General features: G+C 48.6%; 14 protein-coding genes and 1 tRNA gene. 8 read left to right on the forward strand and 7 right to left on the reverse strand.

Translation table 11 applies throughout. The features are described from left to right. Positions 1–101: 101 nt before the first annotated feature. The 5 genes from Q0986_RS05175 to gghA form a co-directional block, all read right to left on the reverse strand. Entirely contained in the window at positions 102–2519 is a 2418-nt protein-coding gene (locus Q0986_RS05175) for a glycosyltransferase family 2 protein (RefSeq protein ID WP_299405208.1), read from the reverse strand. A 64-nt stretch (positions 2520–2583) separates the two neighbouring features. After that, complete coding sequence (locus tag Q0986_RS05180) at positions 2584–4629, reverse strand: cellulose biosynthesis cyclic di-GMP-binding regulatory protein BcsB (RefSeq protein ID WP_299405211.1); 2046 nt, start codon at positions 4627–4629, stop codon at positions 2584–2586. Between the two features lie 706 nt (positions 4630–5335). After that, positions 5336–5653, reverse strand: coding sequence for an STAS domain-containing protein (locus tag Q0986_RS05185; protein WP_299405213.1), 318 nt, complete (start codon positions 5651–5653; stop codon positions 5336–5338). A gap of 453 nt (positions 5654–6106) precedes the next feature. Beyond that, the gene (gene glpK / locus Q0986_RS05190; RefSeq protein WP_299405216.1) at positions 6107–7618 is read right to left on the reverse strand and encodes a glycerol kinase GlpK; all 1512 of its coding nucleotides are present in this window, start codon (positions 7616–7618) and stop codon (positions 6107–6109) included. A 17-nt stretch (positions 7619–7635) separates the two neighbouring features. After that, positions 7636–10155, reverse strand: a complete 2520-nt coding sequence (gghA, locus tag Q0986_RS05195) for a glucosylglycerol hydrolase (protein ID WP_299405220.1) — start codon at positions 10153–10155, stop codon at positions 7636–7638. Between the two features lie 275 nt (positions 10156–10430). Here gghA and ggpS point away from each other — a divergent pair, with 275 nt between their 5' ends. Next, a complete protein-coding gene (ggpS, locus tag Q0986_RS05200; RefSeq protein WP_299405225.1) occupies positions 10431–11933 on the forward strand; it encodes a glucosylglycerol-phosphate synthase in 1503 nt (500 codons plus the stop codon). Positions 11934–11948: 15 nt separating this feature from the next. On the opposite strand, the gene Q0986_RS05205 is transcribed toward ggpS, so the two are convergent. After that, positions 11949–13550: an SGNH/GDSL hydrolase family protein gene (locus tag Q0986_RS05205; protein WP_299405230.1), complete on the reverse strand. Its 1602-nt coding sequence runs from the start codon at positions 13548–13550 to the stop codon at positions 11949–11951. Positions 13551–13989: 439 nt separating this feature from the next. Here Q0986_RS05205 and Q0986_RS05210 point away from each other — a divergent pair, with 439 nt between their 5' ends. Further along, positions 13990–14766 (forward strand): class I SAM-dependent methyltransferase, encoded by a 777-nt coding sequence (locus Q0986_RS05210; protein ID WP_299405235.1) that lies wholly within the window; start codon positions 13990–13992, stop codon positions 14764–14766. Positions 14767–14769: 3 nt separating this feature from the next. Here Q0986_RS05210 and Q0986_RS05215 read toward each other — a convergent pair whose 3' ends face one another. Then, complete coding sequence (locus Q0986_RS05215; protein WP_299405238.1) at positions 14770–15768, reverse strand: vitamin K epoxide reductase family protein; 999 nt, start codon at positions 15766–15768, stop codon at positions 14770–14772. A gap of 132 nt (positions 15769–15900) precedes the next feature. On the opposite strand from Q0986_RS05215, the gene Q0986_RS05220 reads away from it, so the two are divergent. From Q0986_RS05220 to Q0986_RS05245, 6 genes are all read left to right on the forward strand, one after another. Continuing rightward, complete coding sequence (locus tag Q0986_RS05220) at positions 15901–16350, forward strand: ABA4-like family protein (RefSeq protein ID WP_299405263.1); 450 nt, start codon at positions 15901–15903, stop codon at positions 16348–16350. 2 nt (positions 16351–16352) lie between these two features. After that, a complete protein-coding gene (locus Q0986_RS05225) occupies positions 16353–16835 on the forward strand; it encodes a GNAT family N-acetyltransferase (protein WP_366918520.1) in 483 nt (160 codons plus the stop codon). A gap of 4 nt (positions 16836–16839) precedes the next feature. Further along, positions 16840–17877: an anthranilate phosphoribosyltransferase gene (gene trpD / locus Q0986_RS05230; protein WP_299405241.1), complete on the forward strand. Its 1038-nt coding sequence runs from the start codon at positions 16840–16842 to the stop codon at positions 17875–17877. 65 nt (positions 17878–17942) lie between these two features. Further along, the gene (locus Q0986_RS05235) at positions 17943–19490 is read left to right on the forward strand and encodes a helicase C-terminal domain-containing protein (RefSeq protein ID WP_366918521.1); all 1548 of its coding nucleotides are present in this window, start codon (positions 17943–17945) and stop codon (positions 19488–19490) included. 114 nt (positions 19491–19604) lie between these two features. Continuing rightward, positions 19605–19832 carry a DUF2839 domain-containing protein gene (locus tag Q0986_RS05240; protein ID WP_299405249.1) on the forward strand — a complete coding sequence of 76 codons (228 nt, stop codon included), beginning with the start codon at positions 19605–19607 and terminating at the stop codon, positions 19830–19832. Positions 19833–20000: 168 nt separating this feature from the next. Beyond that, positions 20001–20071: transfer RNA gene (locus tag Q0986_RS05245), tRNA-Cys, on the forward strand. Positions 20072–21184 lie beyond the last annotated feature (1113 nt).

The following is a 21184-nucleotide window of genomic DNA, read 5'->3' on the forward strand; positions in this document are numbered from 1 at the left end:
AATCCAATCCCATAATGAGGCTAGACAGTCCCAGGATCGTCAGCAGGCTCAATAACCAGAGTGCAGCCCCCTGGTTATTGCTCAGGAGAGGAGAAAGCGGACTACCCCGTTTGTTTTTTGACCTTACTGAGACCATGCTGGGTCTTCTCCCAATAAAAAGGTTTAGTAAACAGTTGCCAGAGCGCCATATAGGAGGCCATGGAATGGAGTTGCCAATAGATAGGATTGAGCAGGGCGTAGGGTAACAGTTGAAAATACTTGCGCCGAAACACCGCTGTTATATTGAGGTAGATGCCCAGGGCATTCCCCAGCAAGAGGCAAACGAGAGAGAGATATAGGGTCCAACTGGGAAAAAGATGGACTAGCCAGGTTTCGCGGGTCAATAACCAATAAAAGTAGATCAACCACAACAAGGGGCTGCTGAGAAAGGCCACAATGGTCCCACCAATAAAGAATTGATAGGCCAACCAGTTTTTAAAACCGAGTTTACGAATCGATTTCCAGGGGTTACGATTATGCACCAGCCACGTTTGCATATAACCCTTAATCCAGCGCGATCGCTGACGAATCCAATTCTTGGTCTGGCAATTCGCTTCTTCATAGGTGGTGGAATTAATCACACCCACGACATATCCGCGCTGGCTCGCCCGAATACCTAAATCAGCATCTTCTGTGACGTTAAATGGATCCCAGCCGCCTAGCTGACGCAAGAGATCGGTGCGAAAATGATTGCTGGTCCCCCCCAGAGGGATGGGAAATTGAAACGCTTCTAAACCAGGTAATAGGCAATCAAACCAATAGGAATATTCCAGCGTAAACATCCGCGTTAGGAAATTCTCATCTCGGTTGAAATAGTTTAGCGCTGCCTGCACGCAAGCTAGATTGGGTGGCCCATTCTTAAAGGCCCATACGGCTTTAAGCAGCTGATCGGGATCGGGGATATCTTCTGCATCATAAATGGTGAGATACTCTCCTCTGGCAAAGACCAATCCATAGTTACAGGCTTTGGGCTTAGTTTTAGGCTGGCTATCAGGAATTAAGATAAATCGCACAAATCCTGGTGGATTAGCGGCTCGGCTCGCTTCCAGAGTCACTTTATCTTTCTCTTCTAGCAGCAATAATACATCCAGTTTTTCTTGGGGATAGTCCAGCTGTCGTAGCGCCTCAATCAAGATGGGAATCACTTCCGGTTCGTTGTAGACCGGGACCAGAACGGTATAGATCGGTAAGGATTGGGGATTGAAATTGAGGGTTTCCCATTGGCCATGGGTGGGTTGGCGCACTTTGAGCCCTTGAACACTCAGAATCAACTTAAAGCCAATGGCTACCACAAAGAACAGGTTAAGCACCAACATGATGCTCGCTAGGGTTCCCCAAAAATGATAGAACAGGAGCCATACCCCTATGACCGATAGGCCATACAGTATCAGCAGTTGAGGAGCCGTAAAGACTCGGGCCGCTGATTCATGAGGTGCCCGTTTCAGCAGCCGATAGATAGCACGCTCAGAAAAATCCTTATGAAAATATTGGGCTAATAAGGATGTAATATCTCTTTCCGTCCCTAAGACCTTAATAACTTCTGTCTGAGGGAACTGCCGATGAATAATGGACTCCACCTCAGAATTATAGGGATTCCGAACCACCACCTGGAGAGAGTGCTGCCCGACCCAAGCTAAAGGGAAAAAATGGTGATCCATCATTTCTCTTGGCTTGAAGGTCTGAGAGAGTTGCACATCTACTTCCAACAGATCGGTCCCCACCAACATCGAAATAATGGGAAGTTTGGCAAACTGGTTGAGACGATCTTGATAATCCAGCTCAGAGAGGTATCCCAGGCGAGTCATAATATCTCCCAGTGGTGATCCGGTTCGTGCCTGCACCCCTTGAATTTCGCGCTGCTGAGCCGGGGTCAGTCGCTGCTCCATCTGCTGCCAGATTTGGCGATCTACTTGATCTTGATAGATCTGATTGGCAATATAACCGGAACGAGCCAGGGCCTTGACAAAGGGAGAATCAATACCTTGGAAGTCTTTGGTGAGCAAAGATTGACGCAACTGCTCGCAAAACTGAGGTAGCCGCCCCAGCCGATGACTCATCACCAGCGCTAGGAGCTGATTTTTGGTTATGGAGAGTTGATTGAGGGTAACCCCAGGCCACACCTGGTGGATGACCTGCGTGATTTCGGGATGGTCAAAATGGATGACTGCGATCGCAAGTGTGTTGTCTGCGGACAGAGTACAGGGGAAAAATTCTAGTTTAAGCAGTTGCTGAGTAGAAAACCGATGGGCTAAGCGCTGATCAATATTATGTCCAGGTATTTGTAGCCAGCCTGCAATAAAGCTTTGATGCAACCGTTTGGCAATTTCTCGCGAGAACTGGCTTTGTGAGGTGAGATCCAGCTGATCCAAGTTTTGCTGTAGCGTTTGCACCATGACATGTTGAACTAACTGCCAATGTTCGGGGGAAATATACCCCCGGGAGATCAGATAAAATCCCAGTTGTGTGAGTCTGTCACTCATGCGCTAGTGCCCTTTGGCTATCGTGCGATCGCAAATCGGCATTACGATCATTCTCGGAATTGGATTATGGATCCGCAGGTGGAGTACCGTTTTCAGAGGATGCTTGAGACTCCGTTGAAGAGCTATCGGTCGTTGCTTTGAATGACTCTGGTACTGAGGAATCAGACTGCGGTAAACGCCCTAACTTCTTGTAGAGATACCAACAGAGTCCGCCTCCCAAGCCAACACTTAGAAGGATAAACAGCCATCGATATCGACTTAGCCAAATTCGCCAATCGAGTGCTTCAGGGTAGTTAACCGTCAATGCTTTGCCACTCAGATCCCAAGAGCGGACCTCTTGAATCGCACCAGTAGAGGTCACAACATTGCCTCGTATTCTTTGTGCAAGACCTGTTTGCGGATCCGCCAAAAGAGACGCCAGTTGAGTGACCTTTTCAGCGTCTGTGCCCCACCAAGACAGTCCCAATGTCGGTCGATCCCGGTCATAAAAATATTGCAATAGTCCCAGAGAATCAGCCGGTTGTGTAGAGAGGATCACCTGTTGATTCAAGGGATTAACAATCTCAAAATTCTCCTGCAAGCGCACAGGAGCAGACGGAGGAAATTGCCCAGGGGCTACAGCAATAATCTGCCAAGTACTGTCATCCGTTTGGTTGATCAGCTGAGTCAGATCAGACGTTTCCCCTTTGACCAACTTGGGAAAGATGGGCCGAGGGCTGATTTGATTTATCATCCCGAGTAGATAAGCCGTTGATTGAATCAGCTCAGGCTGGCTATCATCTACAATCATCCGACCTGGGCCTAAGAACTTATAGGGCAGATCATTAAAGGTACCTTCTGGCTGCTGTTCACCACTCCAAGCTAAGTACGAGTCACCGGTCACTTGAAACGTCAGATCAGCCCCTGAAGCTTGACAACTGCCTTCGCTAGGATGATGCTCAAAGACCACATCTAAATCATTAGTTCGCCGCAAATTCTGAGTGGCTAAAAAAACCGTATCCTTCAGGGTAGCCGTCTGGGTTAGATCATAGGTTTTCACTAAGGTGTTGTTGAGATAAATCTGGCCATTCAGGCGATCACCTTTCTGAGCATTAACCGGTGTAAACAGGCTATTGAGCGATACTGCTAGTTCTTGAGGACGGGACTCAAACTGGGCCAAATCAAAATTAATCCGGAATCGTTGGGTGCCTGATCCACGCCTGGGGCTTGCATCAAAGCCTAATTGTTGAAATGAGATCCGCTGATTCTCACGACTGAGAGAGGGGACTGCCTCCGGATTGACGGCTGATATGGCGACTCCCTGACTGCTAAAGGGCACTTGCACACTGTTGACCGCCAAACTTTTGATGACCTTGGGGATGGCACGTACTGTCAGGGTTGACCCTTGGCGGTTAATATCTGGCCCCGTGGTCCCCATATCCAAGCGAACTTGAGCGCTATTGGCTGGAATCTTGGCCTGCGGCGTCTGCCAAAGCACAGGGATTTGGCGCTTGCCAAATTGACCGGCTAGCAAGCCATACAGCCATAGGGCTGACTCCAGTTGCGCGGCATCCAAATTATCAGGCACCCTGAGAACAACCTGGGGATAGGTCCCTGCAAAAAAACCATTAATACTTTGATCTTCAACCTTGGGCGTAACTTGGAAAAAACTATCATTCTCGACGGTTAAATAGAGATTGCCACTTTGGAGGGCATCACACACATCCTGCTGCGTAAACAAATAGGATGCCAAGGTGACCGAGATAAACGCTTCTCCTTTAGGTTGAGCCGGAATCGGAATCTTCAGCGTTGGCTGCTTTCGAAGTGCTGCAACAGATGTTGCGACAATCGGATCTTCATTCAGGAGAACCCGAATAGACGAATCCTTGTCCAAGAAGGGAGAGGGTTTAAGCCGAAGGTTGAGAAAACTGGTTTTATCATTTATGCCTCCTGGAGGCTGCGGAATACTGAATGTTAACTGGGGGTTGATCCCTTTCAGGACGATATCGCGACTGTATCCTAGCGATTTCAGAGATGTGACTTGGGAGGTTGCACCAACGGGTAAAGGACACAGCACCGAGAAAAGGGCAAAACCTGAACAAAGCAGCGTGTGAGATCGTTCGAAGCTCATTTAGATATCCAGGAGAAGATCAAGGATGACGATAGGCTGAGGAGTTTGGCACCAAAGGTTCTTCCTTCAGGTAAGATCTGCCTTCCATCAAATGAATACATTGATAAAGATCTTAAAAACAGCTAAAAATCTATTTTCAAAGGCTAGCCTACTCCTCTTTCCTTTAAACAAAGATTGAATCAATATAGGATCCTAAGTTTTAATCAGCAGACAACTTAATAGCTATATTATTTGCCTATCATAGTGTATTTTTATCATTTTGGGTCTAGGCTTTCGCTATCAATTAATCCTCCCAAAGAGAAATATACTAATCCTTATGAATTTAGGTATTTTTAGTGAGTTTATGATACTAACAAGATAAGAAGTTTCTGTAAATTACATCAGGCTAGAGTTTAGATCTGCACTCAATGGATGGAGAACAGCCCCCCGCTGCAATCTAGTATTTATACTTATCTCAGAAGACTTAAATTAGACTTGCTTTCAGATATCAAGCTTTTAGTTTTTAAATTAAAATATCTGCAAAGGTGAACTGCGCCCCTACTGGTAAAAAGCGTCACTAGAATTGTTAGAAGTCCTGCCAGCCAAAGCTTATAGTTCTAATATCCTCAGGATGGCAGACTGTGATACTCCTACAAAATCAATGGTCCCAGACTCAATTAATGGCACACTCTAGGACAGCTCAAGTAATACACCAAAGCAAATCAGTTTAGGCCAACACTAATGTTTGCTCAAATGCTTGGCAATCACTATAAGTTTTAAATAACTGATCTAAATTGGCTAACTCAATAATGCGTTGTGCTTGTGCATTTAAACCACATAGAATAATTTCTGAATGATGCCGTTGTGCCTGTTTTAAGATGGTTACCAAAATCCCAAGGGAAGAGCTATTCATAAACTCAATGTTGCGGCAATCGAGCAGGATTAGCTTAGTCCCTGCATCCAAGATATAGCTGATTTCAAGCCGTAACTGGTCAATACATTGAGGCTCTAATAAGCTAGTTGGCTGAACAATTGCATGTGTCATTGGAAATTATCCTCGTCGCGAAATAGTTCGGTATTCCTCACAACTATTTCATCCCCGCTATTGGGAGGTCACCATTACTACGACTATAGAAAATACGCTGATGGACTTAATACCGTCTTTTCGCGGATCAATGACGGCAACCCAGATGGATGGATGTTTAAGATGGCTCTATTGAACGTTGAGTATCTGAAATGTCATTAAAAATACGGAGTTTAGACATAGAAAACTAGAAAATTGGCTGGTGTATTCATCATGATCTCAGTATTTACACGTATTTTGACGCTCACCCAGACCGACAACACCTCTGGATGCGATGTCAAGACACATGCTCAAACGGATCTATTACCGATACAAACAGTCCAGTAGCCCAGCTGTATTAACGATGGGTCAATATGCACAGAACTGGAAAGTTCCCGCAGCAAGGACGATATCAGGCTGATAGGGCAGACCACTTTAATCGGTTACCCAATCTTTAGAACGCTCAACCGCTTTCTGCCAGACCTGGAAATTGGCTTGGGCAGAGGGGGCATTAGCACCTGGTTTGAACACCTGATCAATCTTGCGCGCCGCAACCAAGGCAGCATAATCTTGCCACACCCCAATGGCTAACCCTGCCCCAAAAGCCGCCCCTTGAGCGGTAGCATCTAGAACAGCAGGACGTTCGACCGGAATACCTAAGACATCCGCCTGATACTGCATTAAGAAATTGTTTTTACAGGCACCACCATCAACTTTCAGTTGTTGAATCGGGGTGCCACAATCTTGATTGACCGCATCAACTACTTCCTTGGTTTGATAGGCAATCGCTTCTAGAACAGCCCGTACCATATGCTCACGCTGGGCGCCACGGGTAATCCCCAGAAAGGCCCCTCGGGCGCTCATATCCCAATGGGGAGCGCCAAGGCCGCTTAAAGCTGGGACAAAGTACACACCACCGTTATCTTCGACCGCTTGGGCTAATCCTTCTGTCTCGGCGGCATTCGTGATCAGCTTCAAGCCATCCCGCAGCCACTGAATGCAGGCCCCAGAGGTAAACATACTGCCCTCGATGGCGTAGCCAGTTTGGGTTTGGCCCTGATCGGTTTTAGTCCAGGCCACCGTGGAAAGCAGACGATTCTGGGAGCGAGCAATCTCACTCCCGGTATGAGCCACTAAAAAGGAGCCGGTGCCATAGGTGCATTTAAGCGCACCAGGGCGATCGCAACCATGAGCGAACAAGGCAGCTTGCTGATCACCAAAGATAGCGGCAATGGGAATTTCCTGTCCCAAGAACTTGGCATCAATTTTGCCAAACACCCCTAAACTGGGCTGAATAGCGGGCATAAACGACTTGGGAATACCAAATAGATTGAGAAGATGGTCATCCCAGGTGCCTTGACTCAGATTCAGCAATAGGGTGCGGCTAGCATTGCTGTGATCGGTGGCGTGAACCTTGCCACCCGTCAGGTTCCACAAGGCCCAAGTATCGATGGTGCCTGCAATCACATTGTCTAAATTGAGATTAGGATTTTGCTTTTTAACCTCTGCGAGTAGCCACGCTAACTTACTCCCGGAAAAATAGGCATCCAGGACTAAACCGGTGCGATCGTAAATATCTTGGGTATGGCCTTGTTCTGCCAGCTGGTTACAGTAGGCTGCCGTGCGTCGATCTTGCCAAACAATGGCTTTATGCAAGGGTTGTCCCGTCGTTTTGTCCCAAAGCAGACAGGTTTCTCGCTGAACGGTAAGGCCAATGGCGGCAATCTGAGCGGGATCAATGTTAGCTTGGGCCACCACCGTTTCCATTGCCCAGCGCGTATCACGCCAAATTTCTAAGGCATCATGCTCTACCCAGCCCGGCTGAGGATAATATTGAGGAAGTTCTTTATAGGCTTGATCGACAATTTGGCCCTCCTGGTCGAAGAGAATGGCACGATTACCAGTGGTTCCCAGATCCAGGGCCATGATATAGGTGGCTGAAGTCATGATCTTCCTCGAAGGGTTTACACAATCTTCTCTAGGAGTAACCCTTGAGTGTCCCTTAATTCAAAAGATCTTAAGCTTTCGACATCATTGCCAATCTCTAGGCCAGGAGAGGTCAAGGCCACCCGCCATTCGCTTAATTCCAACTGTAACCAGTCGCCCAGGGTGACGGTCGCGGGTTCGCCCCCCATATGGCTGACCATGACGATGTCTTCGGGTTGTTCAATATCAGGGTCATGCTGAGTGCGGTGACCATAGAATAGCGTATAGGATTCTTCGGTGATGCGGTTAAAGCGATCGCGTTCCGTTAGATTCTCCTGTAGCCAAGGATGAGCGAATCGATACTGACGGACGGCTAGGTTAAAGGCGACTTGAGCAGGGTCTAAACTAGCTTCCCAATGCTTAACGTTGGAAAAATCGTAGCCATCTTCCATAAAGGCCCGCGCAAACCGTTTGAGTTTGGGCACGTCTAAATCATTAATAAACTCAGGGCGATCCAATTGTTTGAGCGATTCTAAGCTGACATTGGCACAAACGCCTGTTTCGCCCCCAAAACAACGCCGACAGGTCTCTGCCACCATCTCCAAGTCATAATCCGACTCCAGCATGGTGGCTTCTAGGGCTTTAGAAAACTGACGCAGCATTTCTAGTTCAGTGAATCCTAGATCTTTGAGTTGCTGAAAAACCTGAGGCTGATTGTACAAATCAGGCGTTAATTGCCAGTCCAGGAAACCAATCTCCTCCGACACCACTTTGACGCCATATAGCTCATCCGTATTCCGGAAAAATCCCCAAGCTCCCCGAAAATTGGCATTTAAAAACTCCATGGGTAAACCCGGACAAAACCCGAGTACCCATAACTTAATAGCCGGGTTATCGTAGGCGGTTTTAGTCACCTCGACAAGGGTCTCTCCTAAGTGCCAATTAATCGGGCCAGTGGGATCGATTTGATTGCCTCGGCGAACGGTATCGTGGTTGGCACAGCCCGTAATCCAGTGAGCGCCTTGGTGCATTACCTCACAGACGCGCTGCCATTTTTGATCCCAAAAATGCTGGAGTGCTGGCGTGTTATGGGCAAAAATCAGGGGTCCCCACTGGTAGGAATGGGGTTCAAGTTCAATCAGTTCTAAATAACGGGAGGATTCCTCCCAACCCTCTTGGGGCCAAGGACGGCCATCCTCAAAGATGGTGAACATCAGGCGTTCGTTGCCCTCTATTTCCTGGACAATATTGCCCATGGCGCGTAGATAGCCATCATCCTGTTCAACCAGGTTGGTGAGCGGATTAAAAAATCGAAAGTCCTGACCGCCATCCACACGAATGCCATCAACGCCCGTATTGTTTTTGCGCCGCTGCATTTCCAGTAAGATGGCTCGCACAGCAGGAAGTTGATGGTTCAAATCCTGGCCATACATATTCGGCCCTTTTAAGTACTGGCGGCTGATCAGTTTTTCACACTGGTTGTCAGCATGGCCGTACACCAGGTCATAGATGACTTGAATCGGTCCTTGGGAGAAATTATGAAGGGTGGCAATAAAGTCAATCGTTTCGTCCGGCCTTAGGGTTTCTAGAACGGCTGGGTTAGTGGCAGATGATCCGATAATGGGAACGTCATAGCCCCAATTTTGAGTGTTGGGTTTACGCAGCGTGATTTTGATAGTTTGCGTATCTTCATCCGTGAGACTTGTGGGTTCTGGAGGACGGGCAAAGAACTCATGATGGTGGTTGTCCTCATCCAGACGATACTCAATGGTGGGTTCCATGGGCAACAACTCAACCGCATCGTAACCCACATAGTTTTGCTCGGTGGGCGTTAGATCCTCTCCTGCAGCTAATTTATCCGAGATGCGCTGATAGATGCGTGTTAGCCCAGCCAAGGTGCCTTCGGGAGAGGCGGTATGGATATGGAGTTGCAGGATACACACGGGAGCTGGCAGTCGAGGGGGAGGATTTTTTAGATCCGAGGCGAGGAATCCTTTGCGAGATTTGGTCTGGGCCCCTGTAGTTTTGAAATAGTCTAAATCCGCTCGCTGGCGCTGGAGCCGATCGCTATCGTAGAGTTCGGCTGGAGCAAAGACACCGTAGGGCAGAGAATAGGCCAAGGGATCGCGAGTCGTTTTGACATGTCCTTGGTTATCGATATAGCGCAGCCAGTAGAAACTGCCCGCTTGCTCACGGGTGCCAGGCCGCAGTCCTTTAATCACACCCCAAATATATTCGCCCTGGAGGATGAGAGGAATGCGATCTCGTTGCCAGATCACCGCTTGTTCAGCCGCCTGGAAGTCGATCGGTTCTAGGGGCGTAAAGACTTCTAAATAAATACTGCGCTCTGACTGAATCACCTCGGAGGCCAACCCAGGCGTCCAGAATCCTATCTCCGTGAAGCCATCTGCTCGATAATGTGCCCCTAAGCGCGTGGCAAGGAGTTGCCCCGTTTGAAAATAGGTGGCATCGGATTGGTCGATATTGGCCGCCCAGTCTAATAAGACTTGCGTTTCTTGGTCATCCAGAATAGGTTCAGGAAAAGCAGAATCAACCACAATTTTTGCGACGTGAATGACAATTTTGCTGTTGTCCAGCCTAGCAGAAAGCAGCAGGAATTTAGCGAGTCTTAAGTTGCAGTGTGGGGCATGTTGGCATAGGGTAAGCTTGGGGCCATCTTAGATTGCACGGAATTTTAGAGACGAAATTGTATTGAGTCAAACTCAACTCCTTCGTTTTGGCAGCATTGAATCCAATATAGCGATGCTTAAAGCACTCAAACTGATACCATTCCTGTTGATCTAGATGACCGTGACAAATAGGAGGCCATCTGATGAAATCTTCCCTAGTGATTCTTTACCACCGTGAACCCTACGACGAGGTAATTGAGAACGGTAAAGTTCACTATCGGCCCAAAAAAAGCCCCAATGGCATTTTGCCCACTTTAAAGAGCTTTTTTGCCAGTGTAAATCAGGGGACTTGGATTGCGTGGAAACAGGTAACGGCCAAGCAACGGAGTAACTTCGAAACATTAGTCACGGTAGAAGGCGAGGGCAATTACAATGTCTGCCGCATTCCCCTCAGTGCCGATCAGGTCAAACATTTCTATCACATCACCTCCAAGGAAGCCTTTTGGCCCATTCTGCATTCGTTTCCCTACCACTTCACCTATGAATCTTCGGATTGGGAAAACTTTCATACCATCAATCGCATGTTTGCAGAAGCCGCCTGTGAGCAAGCTGCCGATGATGCCTTAATTTGGATTCATGACTATAACCTGTGGATGGCACCTCACTACATTCGGCAGCTTAAACCCAATGCCAAAATTGCCTTTTTCCACCATACGCCCTTCCCTTCCGTGGATGTGTTTAATATCTTGCCTTGGCGGGAAGAAATTGTAGATAGCCTGCTGTGCTGCGATATTGTAGGTTTCCATATTCCCCGCTACTCCGAGAATTTTGTGAATGTGGCGCGCAGCCTCCGGCCTGTAGAAGTAGTTGAAGAAGGCCCAATCCCTGAGCATATTACTCCTGTGGGGACGGCTTTGGCTGAACCGATGATGACCACCTATCTGCGCTATAAGGGGCAGCTCGTCAATATCGATGCCTTCCCCGTTGGCACCAATCCCAAACATATCTTGAGTGTCCTCAGTCAACCCTCTGCCCAGAAACGCATGGCAGAAATCAAGGAAGAACTGGGCGATCGCAAACTGATTATTGCGGCCGGCCGTGTGGACTATGTAAAGGGCAACCGGGAGAAGCTGCAAGCCTTTGGCCGCTTGCTGGAACGACGGCCTGATCTCCACGGCAAAATCAACTTTGTGATGACCTGTGTAACGCCAGCGACGGGCATGCGAGTCTATAAAAAGGCTCAAAGCGAAATTGAACAGCAGGTCGGTAAAATTAATGGTCGGTTTGCTCAGTTAGGCTGGACGCCGATTTTGCTCTATACCCAACCCCTCTCCCTGGAAGAACTACTGAGTTACTATCGCGTGGCCGATATCTGTTGGACAACCCCGCTTCGGGACGGTTTGAACCTGGTTGCCAAAGAATACATTATTGCTAAAGATAAGCAACCGGGCGTCTTGGTATTATCAGAGTTTGTAGGCGCAGCCGTAGAGTTACCAGAAGCCATTCTGACCAATCCTTACTCACGGGATCGGATGGATGACTCGATTGATAAAGCCTTGGCAATGCCCGCAGCGGAGAGCCAAAAGGCAATGGCCAAAATGTACGATACGGTTACCACTTACGACGTTGAGTATTGGGCCAATCACCTGTTGCAAAAATTCAAAGCCATTCAATCAGCCACCAACCACCAAGCACCCGTATCCTAGTGGCATGCCCTCTCTCTAGATTCCTCCTTCATCCATGATGAAGGGGAGGGCATTGACGGCCACTTGCCCATCTGTAAAGGCTAGAAATTCTATATCCTTGAGGGTGGTGGTTCCGTTGGCCCCCACTACCTGAAACTGTTCTGGATTACCTTGATAACTAAAATCCGCCAAAGACGCTTGATACTGCACAACATCAAGCCCCAGGCCGCCGAACCAGGTGTCGTCCCCTGGACCACCCACGAATAGATCATCCCCGCGGCCCCCTATCCCCCAGTCGTCTCCATTCCCGCCAATCAGTTTGTCTGCTCCTTTCCCACCGATTAAATAGTCATGGTCGTCGCCCCCATGCAGAATGTCATCCCCCGCATTGCCCCACAGCTGATCGTCACCCGTTCCTCCTAAAAGGTAGTCGTCGTCACCATTGCCCCACAGCCAGTCGTTGTCCCCATCGCCGATTAAAATATCTTCCCCCTGATTGCCAAAGAGCTTGTCTCGACCCGCGCTACCAAAGCCCAAGTCGTTCCCCGCTCCGCCCCAAACGATATCGTCGCCCTCGCCCCCATCAAGGATGTCGTCGCCGCTATTGCCAAATAACCCATCTCGCCCTTGCCAACCTTCTATGCGATCGCTCCCGGCTAAGCCAAACAGGAGGTCATTCCCCGCTAAGCCATCAAAGTTATCTGCTGCGGTTGTGCCGAAGTGCAAATCTGGGCGGTCGGTACCCAAAATATCATTGAAGATGGGTTGAGCGATCTCACCCGTTAAGGTCTTGAAAATAGCTTCGCCAAAGCGTTCATGGGCCTGGGTTGTGGGATGAAATTGGTCCCAGAAGAAGAATCCGGGTGTGTCGGGGAGGAATTGTTCCTCAATGACGGAGGTCAGCAGGGGGTCAGTGGTGTTTGTATACCCAAAACGGTCGGGCGCTTGGGCAATCGTTTCAGTAAAGCCATACAGATCAACTTCGACAATCTCCAGATCAGGATCGGGGGTCTCTAGTTCGAGATTGTCTAGAGACAAGGCTAGGCGGCTATTAAATGCGATCGCAATCGCCGTTGCTTCCCGTTGAAAGGTGGCGCTAGTGGGAAGCCGCCCTAAGTTCAGCATATTGGGGATAACGAACTGCCGGGCACCAGTCGCCATTAGGGTTTCTACACCTGCCCGTAAATTATCGACCCCTTGTTCCACCAATACAGCCGGATCATCCGTATTGCTGCCTGCTAGATTATCTAAATAATTATTGGGACCCGCCCAAATAAAGAACAGCCCCTGTGCATCAGCAATATCAGCTCGATCAAAGATATCAATCTGATCCAGTAGGCCCGGTAAGTCCAAGCCGGCATCATCACTACTGGAATTATTGCGGCCTGTCCCTGCTCCGGCAAGGGCAAAATTGTTTCCACCTAAGAAGGAGGGTGCTAGGGCAAGATTAAGTGCAGCATTGGCATTGTTGAGTTTGTTGACTAGAAACTCAACCGCTACAGGTCCATTCGAAAAACGTCCCTCAAAGTAGGGAGGCGAAGGAATTTCGTTTGAAGATAGCACTAGAGCATTGCCTGTGTCAGACAGACTATCTCCAAACACATAGATATTCGTTAAATCTTCGAAAGAAATTGCCATGGCAACCTCTAAAGGAGTACAAGTTAGAATACAAGAAAGCAATGCAGAGTAAAGACTTGGAGAATCTGCTGAGTTAAGTCACTGTAGATACAAGCGCAGGCGTTAATGAAATCGTCTTTGATTCTCTACTTCTAGTTAAAAATGAAATATTTAATACCGATTAAATGAAAATAGTTGTTAACAATTTTGAGCAATAAGGCCAAAAACTCAACTTTAGTGATTAACCGCATATATTGCGCTGTTTCAGAACTGATGTGCGTTAATATCAGCGGAATTACGTCAGAAAATCAACTTTGATTAAATTGAGTAGCCAGTCTGTGCCCGAATGATCACGTCTGTCTTAAATCTCTGTTGGGTTTATGCTTCACTCATCCCGATTCACTGACTCTGCTTGCCGCCAGTATGATTCTGATTGGAATGGGTTTATAAGGATAAAGCCATGGACATCCTCCAGCACAATCGACTTGCCTGGAATAAGCAATCTCGCCAAGGGAGTGAATGGTGTACCCCAGTGGATCGGGAAACCATTGCCCAAGCTAGATTAGGAGAATGGACAATCATCCTTACGCCTCTGAAACCTGTTCCCCGATCTTGGTTTGGCGACACAACCCATCAGTCCATTTTGTGTTTAGCATCAGGCGGGGGACAGCAGGCTCCTATCCTAGCTGCAACAGGGGCGCAGGTCACCAGCTTTGATCTGTCGGAAGAACAGCTCAATAAGGATCGCCTGGTGGGAGAGCGAGAGAACCTCCGGTTAGAGACGGTTCAAGGCGATATGGCTGATTTGTCCGTTTTTCAGGATGCCACCTTTGATCTTATTTTTCATCCTATCTCTAATGTTTTTGTGCCGGATGTCGAAGTGGTATGGCGAGAATGTCATCGAGTGCTCAAGACAGGTGGACGCCTTCTGGCTGGATTTATGAACCCTATGTTTTATCTCTTCGATCATGAAGAGGCTGAGAAAACGGGATATTTACAGGTCAAATATCGGTTGCCGTTCTCAGACATTGAACATTTGGCAGAGCCCCAAAAACAAAACATTATTGACCAGCAAATCGCTTGGGAATATAGCCATTCCCTAGACACCCAAATTGGGGGGCAGATTCAAGCGGGGTTTGCGATTACGGGATTTTATGAGGATTGGTGGACCGATGAGGCCACCTTACTTAATCGGTATGCGCCCTGTGCGATCGCAACCCAAGCCACCAAACTTTAAATCCTACTGGAGCGTATTCTTGAAATCCTTGGGACCTTTGTAGTTAGAGTATTCAGCCAAGTCTTGCAGAGATTGTTGTCCTGAGTAATATTGATCGCCTACTTTCCAGGTCGGAAACCCTGCATCACGCCCAATTTCAGGACGTAGCTTCTCAGTCGCCTTAGTTAATTCAGCCTGGCATAGCTGAACTTGAGCATCCTTCCCTTTGGGAGCACATTCAACATAAGGCATCTCAGCAATAGCCTCTATCCCAAACAGGCTTTTTTGATCTCGGCAATGAGGACACCAATAGGCACCAAACATCTGGGCACCTGTCTCCTTCAGATGCTTAGCTAATGCCAATTCGGCCTCACCCGAGGAATCGGTAATCAAAGCAACCTGGGCCGGGGTACCATCCGCTGCTTTAATTTGGTATGTTCCCGCGACTGGCCTGCCAATATGAGCGTAGACACCAAGACTGCCAATGATGGTCGCTAGCGCAATAATAATGCCGATAAAAAAGAGTTGACCGACATCTTCCCAGGCTTTACCGAGTACCGTAAAAATAAACATCAAGGTCGCAAAAACTGCCGACGCTATGCAGAAAATACAGATGGCTGCAGCCCCCTCAGGGATCACAAACTTGGCCACCATGATGTACATCAAATACCAGCTAAAAATCATCATGGCTGCAGATCCCATAAACAGGAGTAGCCAGGATGTATTATCCACCTTGGTCCTCAGATCCTTATCATCCGTACGGAAGGCTAAAGGGGCCAAGGCAAAAATAGCCATCACAATATAGGCAATCAGGCCAAACAGAGCGAGGGGTTGACCAAAGACTTCAGCGTAAGGACTTCCCAAGACTTTGGCACAGCCTTCTGTCGGACAAGCCGCTTCTCCCCCTGCCAATTTAGTGGCGGTCAAATAACCTGTATTGGTAGCCCCCAAAACAGCAACGGCACCAATCAGTGGTCGTGACCAGCGATGTAACCCAGAAGTCTTCGTACGACGGCGTGGCATAGGTGTTCCCTAAGTTGAATATTGATAGACGCAAGACTCATTTATCTTAGACCATAACCCTAAGAACTTCTTAAGCGAACGATCCCCAATCTATTGACAATAGGGGAAATAGTCCCAGTAACGGTTTTGATGATGACGATCTCTCAGTGGTTTACGATTGCCAACGTGTTTGTGCTGCCCTTCTGGGCACTTATGATTATTCTGCCCCAGTGGGATTGGACCCGTCGCCTGCTGACCTCTTATTTACCCTTCGTGGGCTTAGCGATTGTATACACGACCCTGTTTGCTTTGGCCCTCACACCTGAATCGGCAAAGGTCTTGGCCAATCCCACCCTTGCTGATATTGCCCAGCTGTTTGGTCAAGAGCAGATTGCGGCGGCGGCCTGGGTCCATTTTTTAGTGATGGATTTGTTTGTGGGGCGATGGATTTACTGGGAAGGTCAGCGAACGGGCATTTGGACCAGCCACTCCTTGGTGCTCTGTCTATTAGTCGGTCCCATTGGTCTGCTGTCCCATATTATGACGGCTGCAGTTTTTGAGCGTTTTCCCTCTGCTGAGACGGTAGCGACAACAGAGGATTAGGGATGTCTATTGCAACGATCCGCGCTGTCGAACGGGATGACGTCTCAGCGTTATTTGCATTAATTCTAGAACTCGCCCAGTACGAGCATTTAGAAGATGCGGTCACTGGCAGCCCCGAGGCGCTCAGACAACATCTGTTTGGAGACCCCTGCTATGTAGAAGCGCTGGTGGCTGAAATCGATCAGCAAATCGTGGGCTATGCCTTGTTCTTCACCAGCTACTCGACTTTTTTAACGCAGCCTGGGCTGTACTTGGAGGATTTGTATGTACAAGAGCGCCATCGGGGTCAAGGAGTAGGGAAGGCTTTGTTAAAACATGTAGCAAAATTAGTGGCGGAGCGGCATTATGGCCGCTTGGACTGGAGTGTGTTGGATTGGAATGAATCTGCGATCGCATTCTATGAAACACTAGGAGCAACCGTGCTCCCTGACTGGCGAATTTGCCGAATCACGGGGACTGCTCTCACCACTCTAGCCTCAGGATAGTGCTATGACTTTCGCAACCGATACCCTTGATGGGTCTCAACTTCTTCAACAACTCCTAGAGGGTCAGTCCTTGACCCAAGATCAAGCCTCCCAACTGATGCAGAGCTGGCTCCAGGATGTTGTTCCTCCCGTAGTGTCGGGAGCGATTTTAGCGGCATTGCAAGCCAAGGGCGTATCTGCAGAGGAGCTATCGGGGATGGCGACCGTCCTCTTGCAACAATCGGTGGAGTCAGCAGTGGCGATGCCCACCCCCCTCATTGATACCTGCGGAACCGGGGGAGATGGTGCGTCGACCTTTAATATTTCGACTGCTGTGGCCTTTACGGCTGCCGCTGCCGGGATTCCCGTTGCCAAACACGGCAATCGTTCGGCCTCTAGTCGAGTGGGTTCAGCGGACGTTTTAGAGGCCCTGGGCATTAATCTGGCAGCTCCCCCGGAGAAAATTCAGGCTGCCGTAGCGGAAGTGGGGATTACGTTTTTATTTGCTCCTGGCTGGCACCCCGCCATGAAAGCGGTCGTGCCACTGCGCAAAGCCCTGAAAGTGCGTACCATTTTTAATTTGCTGGGACCATTGGTCAATCCGCTGCGACCCACGGGTCAAGTGTTAGGCGTATACGATCCAGCGTTGCTCCATCCCCTAGCCACTGCTTTAAAGACCCTGGGGGTTCAGCGGGCTGTCGTTTTGCACGGGCGCGAAAAGCTGGATGAAGCTGGATTAGGCGATCTCACCGATATGGCTATTTTAAACGATCAGCAGGTGAGCCAAGATATTTTAGAGCCAGCCGAACTAGGACTGACTTCAGCCCCACTTACAGCTCTAAAAGGCGGCGGTGTGGACGAAAATGCCGCTATTTTACAAGCGGTGCTCCAAGGCCAAGGTACATCTGCCCAGACAGATGTTGTGGCCCTGAATACAGCATTAGCCCTATTTGTCGGTCATGCTGTAGAGACCTATGCTGAGGGAGTGACCCAAGCCAAAACGATTCTGGCGAGCGGTGCCGCTTGGCAAAAGTTGCAGCAGTTAGTGACTTTTTTACAGTAGACTGAGGCACTCGGCACATGCTGAGGACTGTGCCAGAATGAAGGTCATGCATTGTCTTTTTAGTTTTGATTGTGATTGAGGTCGAAGTCCATCGCCAACTCCATGCCTTCCTGCGGGATCAGGGTTCTGATCAATGGCCTCATCACCTCACCATTGCTCGCCTCGTTGCCCGCGCCTTTCGGCTCAAGCGCAGTGCCCTGATTCAAATTAGTGCATCGGCCAAACACCAAGGGCTGCATCGGCTCAGTTATTTAGCGCCTCTCATGATTTGGCGAGAGGCCGTTATCTTAGTGGCACCTCAGGCGGCCCAACAACAACTACTCCGGGCCGAGATGCCCCGTCTCCATGAATGGATGCAGATCAAAAAGTCAATTCTGGCCTCCGACTGTTGGCCCGGTAGTCACTTTAAAGGTGTACTGCTGGTGACTCCAGAGGTATGGCTGCAAGACTATCTCACCCAGTCCTATCAATTTCCCACAGATATCCCCACTCTAATTGATGATGCCGACCAGGTTGAAATCTGGGCTCGGCAACAGCTGACACTATCGTTATCGTCCCAAGACTGGGAGCAATTGATTGGGTGCTACCCAACACTCCTAGAGCTGATTCGTGAAACCCGCGTTAAGCTGACCCGAGCCCTCTTTCAGCATCCAGAAAACCCCTATGGTCACACCTTAATCGAGCAGAAGGAGCGCAATAGCCTGGCCCAGCTCCATCAGGCAGTTTTGGCCCATGACATATCCCTGAGTCCGCCCATCTGGCAGCAGTTTTGGCAAGCCTATCGGTCGAACCATCACCTACTCTGGAGTGGCCTGAATCGGGAGAATGGAGCCTTCGTCTTGCACTGTGCCCCGAACGAGGTCCATCGTGCGTTAAAAGGTCTATGGCCACGGCAACCCGTCGTGCTGATGGGCAGTAGTTTTGACCTTGAATCTGAGGCAAAGCTGTTTCGTCAACAACTGGGCCTGGACGAAATGACCTATGTGCAATTTGCAGCCAATCAGGAGGCGGAAGCCATCCAGCTTTATCTCCCGGATGGCTTACCCATGCCCAATACGCCCTCGTTTCAAGGTGCCCTGCTCAAACAGCTTCATCTGCTGATGTTGGCCAATGCCCAGCCCGGTGGCCCCACAGTCATTATTATTGAAGACACACCAATGCAACGCCAAATGGCTACGGCAATGGCCTCTGAGTTTGGATCTCGGGTACAGGTGGAAACACCAGACTTGGATGCAGAGGCGATTCTGATTACGGGCTGGGACTATTGGTTGCATCACCAAGCCACCTTGCCGATTCCCAAGGTGCTGGTTGTGGCCACCCTGCCGATTCCTTCCCCAGAAGATCCGCGAGTAGCCGGTCGAGTGGCCTACTACAAACAACATCGCCAAGACTGGTTCCGTCTCTACTTATTACCGACTGCTCTGCGAACGTTACAGACTGCGATCGCACCCATCAGGCGTCATCAAGGTGTCGTTGCCCTCTTGGATAATCGTGTCTTGCATCGTAGCTATGGCCAACAAGTCTTAATGGCGTTGAGTCCCTATTCTCGCATTAACTATCTAGATAACAGTTTATTTGCGACGACGTCCACGCCTGACCCGCAGCAGATGTAGACAATCGGTCCGTATCTTAAATCAGGATGATCTCTGCTGAATTCCACCCCACTTTGTCGATAAGATTTAACTATTACTGCTTGCTACTTTAGTTGTCTAGATTAGGGAAAAGAAATGGGTGAAGCAAAACGTCGTCAAGAAGCGTTGGGAGACGACTATGGTAAAGAATCTAAAATGACCTCTTGGTTTCCTCTGACCAAAAGCCAGCTTCAAAAAATCTATGACCTCGTGATGAAGGGAAGCTGGATCGGTGTGTTTATCGTCGTTGGTTCTTGGATAGTAGTGCGCTTTATTGGTCCATCCCTCGGATGGTGGGAACTGGTTCCCAAGGAAGGATTGTAAGTCGTTCTAAGACATCTATAGGCTGCTGGACTGAATTGTCTGAAGGCATGATTCAGGCAATGCCTATTGTCATGCAGCCATTATCTTCTAAACCATGTTAAAGTTGATGATCGCTGAGCTTTTATCCTCTTGCTACTCTAAAGGTTAGCGATGATTAAGCTCGCAAACGGCGGCATAGCCAAGTGGTAAGGCAGGGGCCTGCAAAGCCTTTATCCCCAGTTCGAATCTGGGTGCCGCCTTTATGACAAAATAACCGCTAGAAGCGAGTTACAGGACGATCTGGGATTGTTCCAGATGATGTCTGGTTGACTCAGTAATAGGTCAGGTTGACTCAGGATTTTAATGACACCTGACCTTAGATATCGCTCGTTCTTGCGGATTTTATGAAGTGAACGGCTCAATCCCGTAACACAACTGTATTCTGTAGCATGTAGAGTCCATGATCCCTCACTCTTGGTCATCATGAAAATTACCCATCCTAGGCGCAAAACCATTTGCCTTCCATTTCAGTATCCCGACGACAGTGGGTGCTGGCTGTTTTATAGGGGTGGATATTGTCGAGAGTGCTGAAACCCCAGACTTATTGAACGAGTATGGCACTTTTAGAAACGAAGTACTCAATCTCAATCCAGGCTATCAGCCTGAAACGGTCGCCTTGGAGGGCTGGGAGCAGGCTCATTGTGCCTGGAAGATCATCTTTTCAGGGGACAGATTGATGAATTATCAAGACCGTCTATTAAGGACGATGCAATACTTTCACGGTTATAAGGATGCTGCTCGATTGTACTTGAGATCCATGGCGTTGATTTGGAATTTTCATCCCTACGGAAAGAGAACGGCATCCAAAGATCCAAAGCGGTGTTCTCCATTCAAAGATCTCAATGGGTTTCAGTACCATGGCGACTGGCTACAGAATCTATTGATTGCTGGATCAATGAATGGTTACAGACAGTGACTTTCAGACCTTTCCACAAAAGCCGAAAGAACGAGGGACAGGTATTGTTGGGAGAATTATCTCCACTCAATTACATAAAAGTTGTTACCTCCTTTCACACTCGACTTGCTACATCGCACCCCTTCCATTATCCCTATTAGCTACAAAAGATTCTCCAAACGAGAAAGCTGAGCCAGCTTTCTTGCGACGACATAATTTACTACTTGTATGTCCACGATAGACTAGAAATTTGGTTAAATTTCCTGATAAGTGGGAATTTTTTGATTGATGGAGGTGCATCTTTCAACACCTCAATAAGACGGGGGTAAAGTTTTGAATCTAGCCAATCAATTTGGGACATCAAAAGCTCAACAATCACAAACCTGGCAACAAGCCATTCTAGATAGTGCCGACTTCA

It is taken from the genome of Acaryochloris sp. IP29b_bin.148, from assembly GCF_028285565.1.
Classification (GTDB): domain Bacteria; phylum Cyanobacteriota; class Cyanobacteriia; order Thermosynechococcales; family Thermosynechococcaceae; genus Acaryochloris.

What these genes read in the sequence shown, in the direction of transcription:
- Q0986_RS05175 (WP_299405208.1), bottom strand. Translation starts at nt 2,519, where the DNA reads ATGAGTGACAGACTCACACAACTGGGATTTTATCTGATCTCCCGGGGG.
- Q0986_RS05180 (WP_299405211.1), bottom strand. Translation starts at nt 4,629, where the DNA reads ATGAGCTTCGAACGATCTCACACGCTGCTTTGTTCAGGTTTTGCCCTT.
- Q0986_RS05185 (WP_299405213.1), bottom strand. Translation starts at nt 5,653, where the DNA reads ATGACACATGCAATTGTTCAGCCAACTAGCTTATTAGAGCCTCAATGT.
- glpK (WP_299405216.1), bottom strand. Translation starts at nt 7,618, where the DNA reads ATGACTTCAGCCACCTATATCATGGCCCTGGATCTGGGAACCACTGGT.
- ggpS (WP_299405225.1), top strand. Translation starts at nt 10,431, where the DNA reads ATGAAATCTTCCCTAGTGATTCTTTACCACCGTGAACCCTACGACGAG.
- Q0986_RS05205 (WP_299405230.1), bottom strand. Translation starts at nt 13,550, where the DNA reads ATGGCAATTTCTTTCGAAGATTTAACGAATATCTATGTGTTTGGAGAT.
- Q0986_RS05210 (WP_299405235.1), top strand. Translation starts at nt 13,990, where the DNA reads ATGGACATCCTCCAGCACAATCGACTTGCCTGGAATAAGCAATCTCGC.
- Q0986_RS05215 (WP_299405238.1), bottom strand. Translation starts at nt 15,768, where the DNA reads ATGCCACGCCGTCGTACGAAGACTTCTGGGTTACATCGCTGGTCACGA.
- Q0986_RS05220 (WP_299405263.1), top strand. Translation starts at nt 15,901, where the DNA reads ATGACGATCTCTCAGTGGTTTACGATTGCCAACGTGTTTGTGCTGCCC.
- Q0986_RS05225 (WP_366918520.1), top strand. Translation starts at nt 16,353, where the DNA reads ATGTCTATTGCAACGATCCGCGCTGTCGAACGGGATGACGTCTCAGCG.
- trpD (WP_299405241.1), top strand. Translation starts at nt 16,840, where the DNA reads ATGACTTTCGCAACCGATACCCTTGATGGGTCTCAACTTCTTCAACAA.
- Q0986_RS05240 (WP_299405249.1), top strand. Translation starts at nt 19,605, where the DNA reads ATGGGTGAAGCAAAACGTCGTCAAGAAGCGTTGGGAGACGACTATGGT.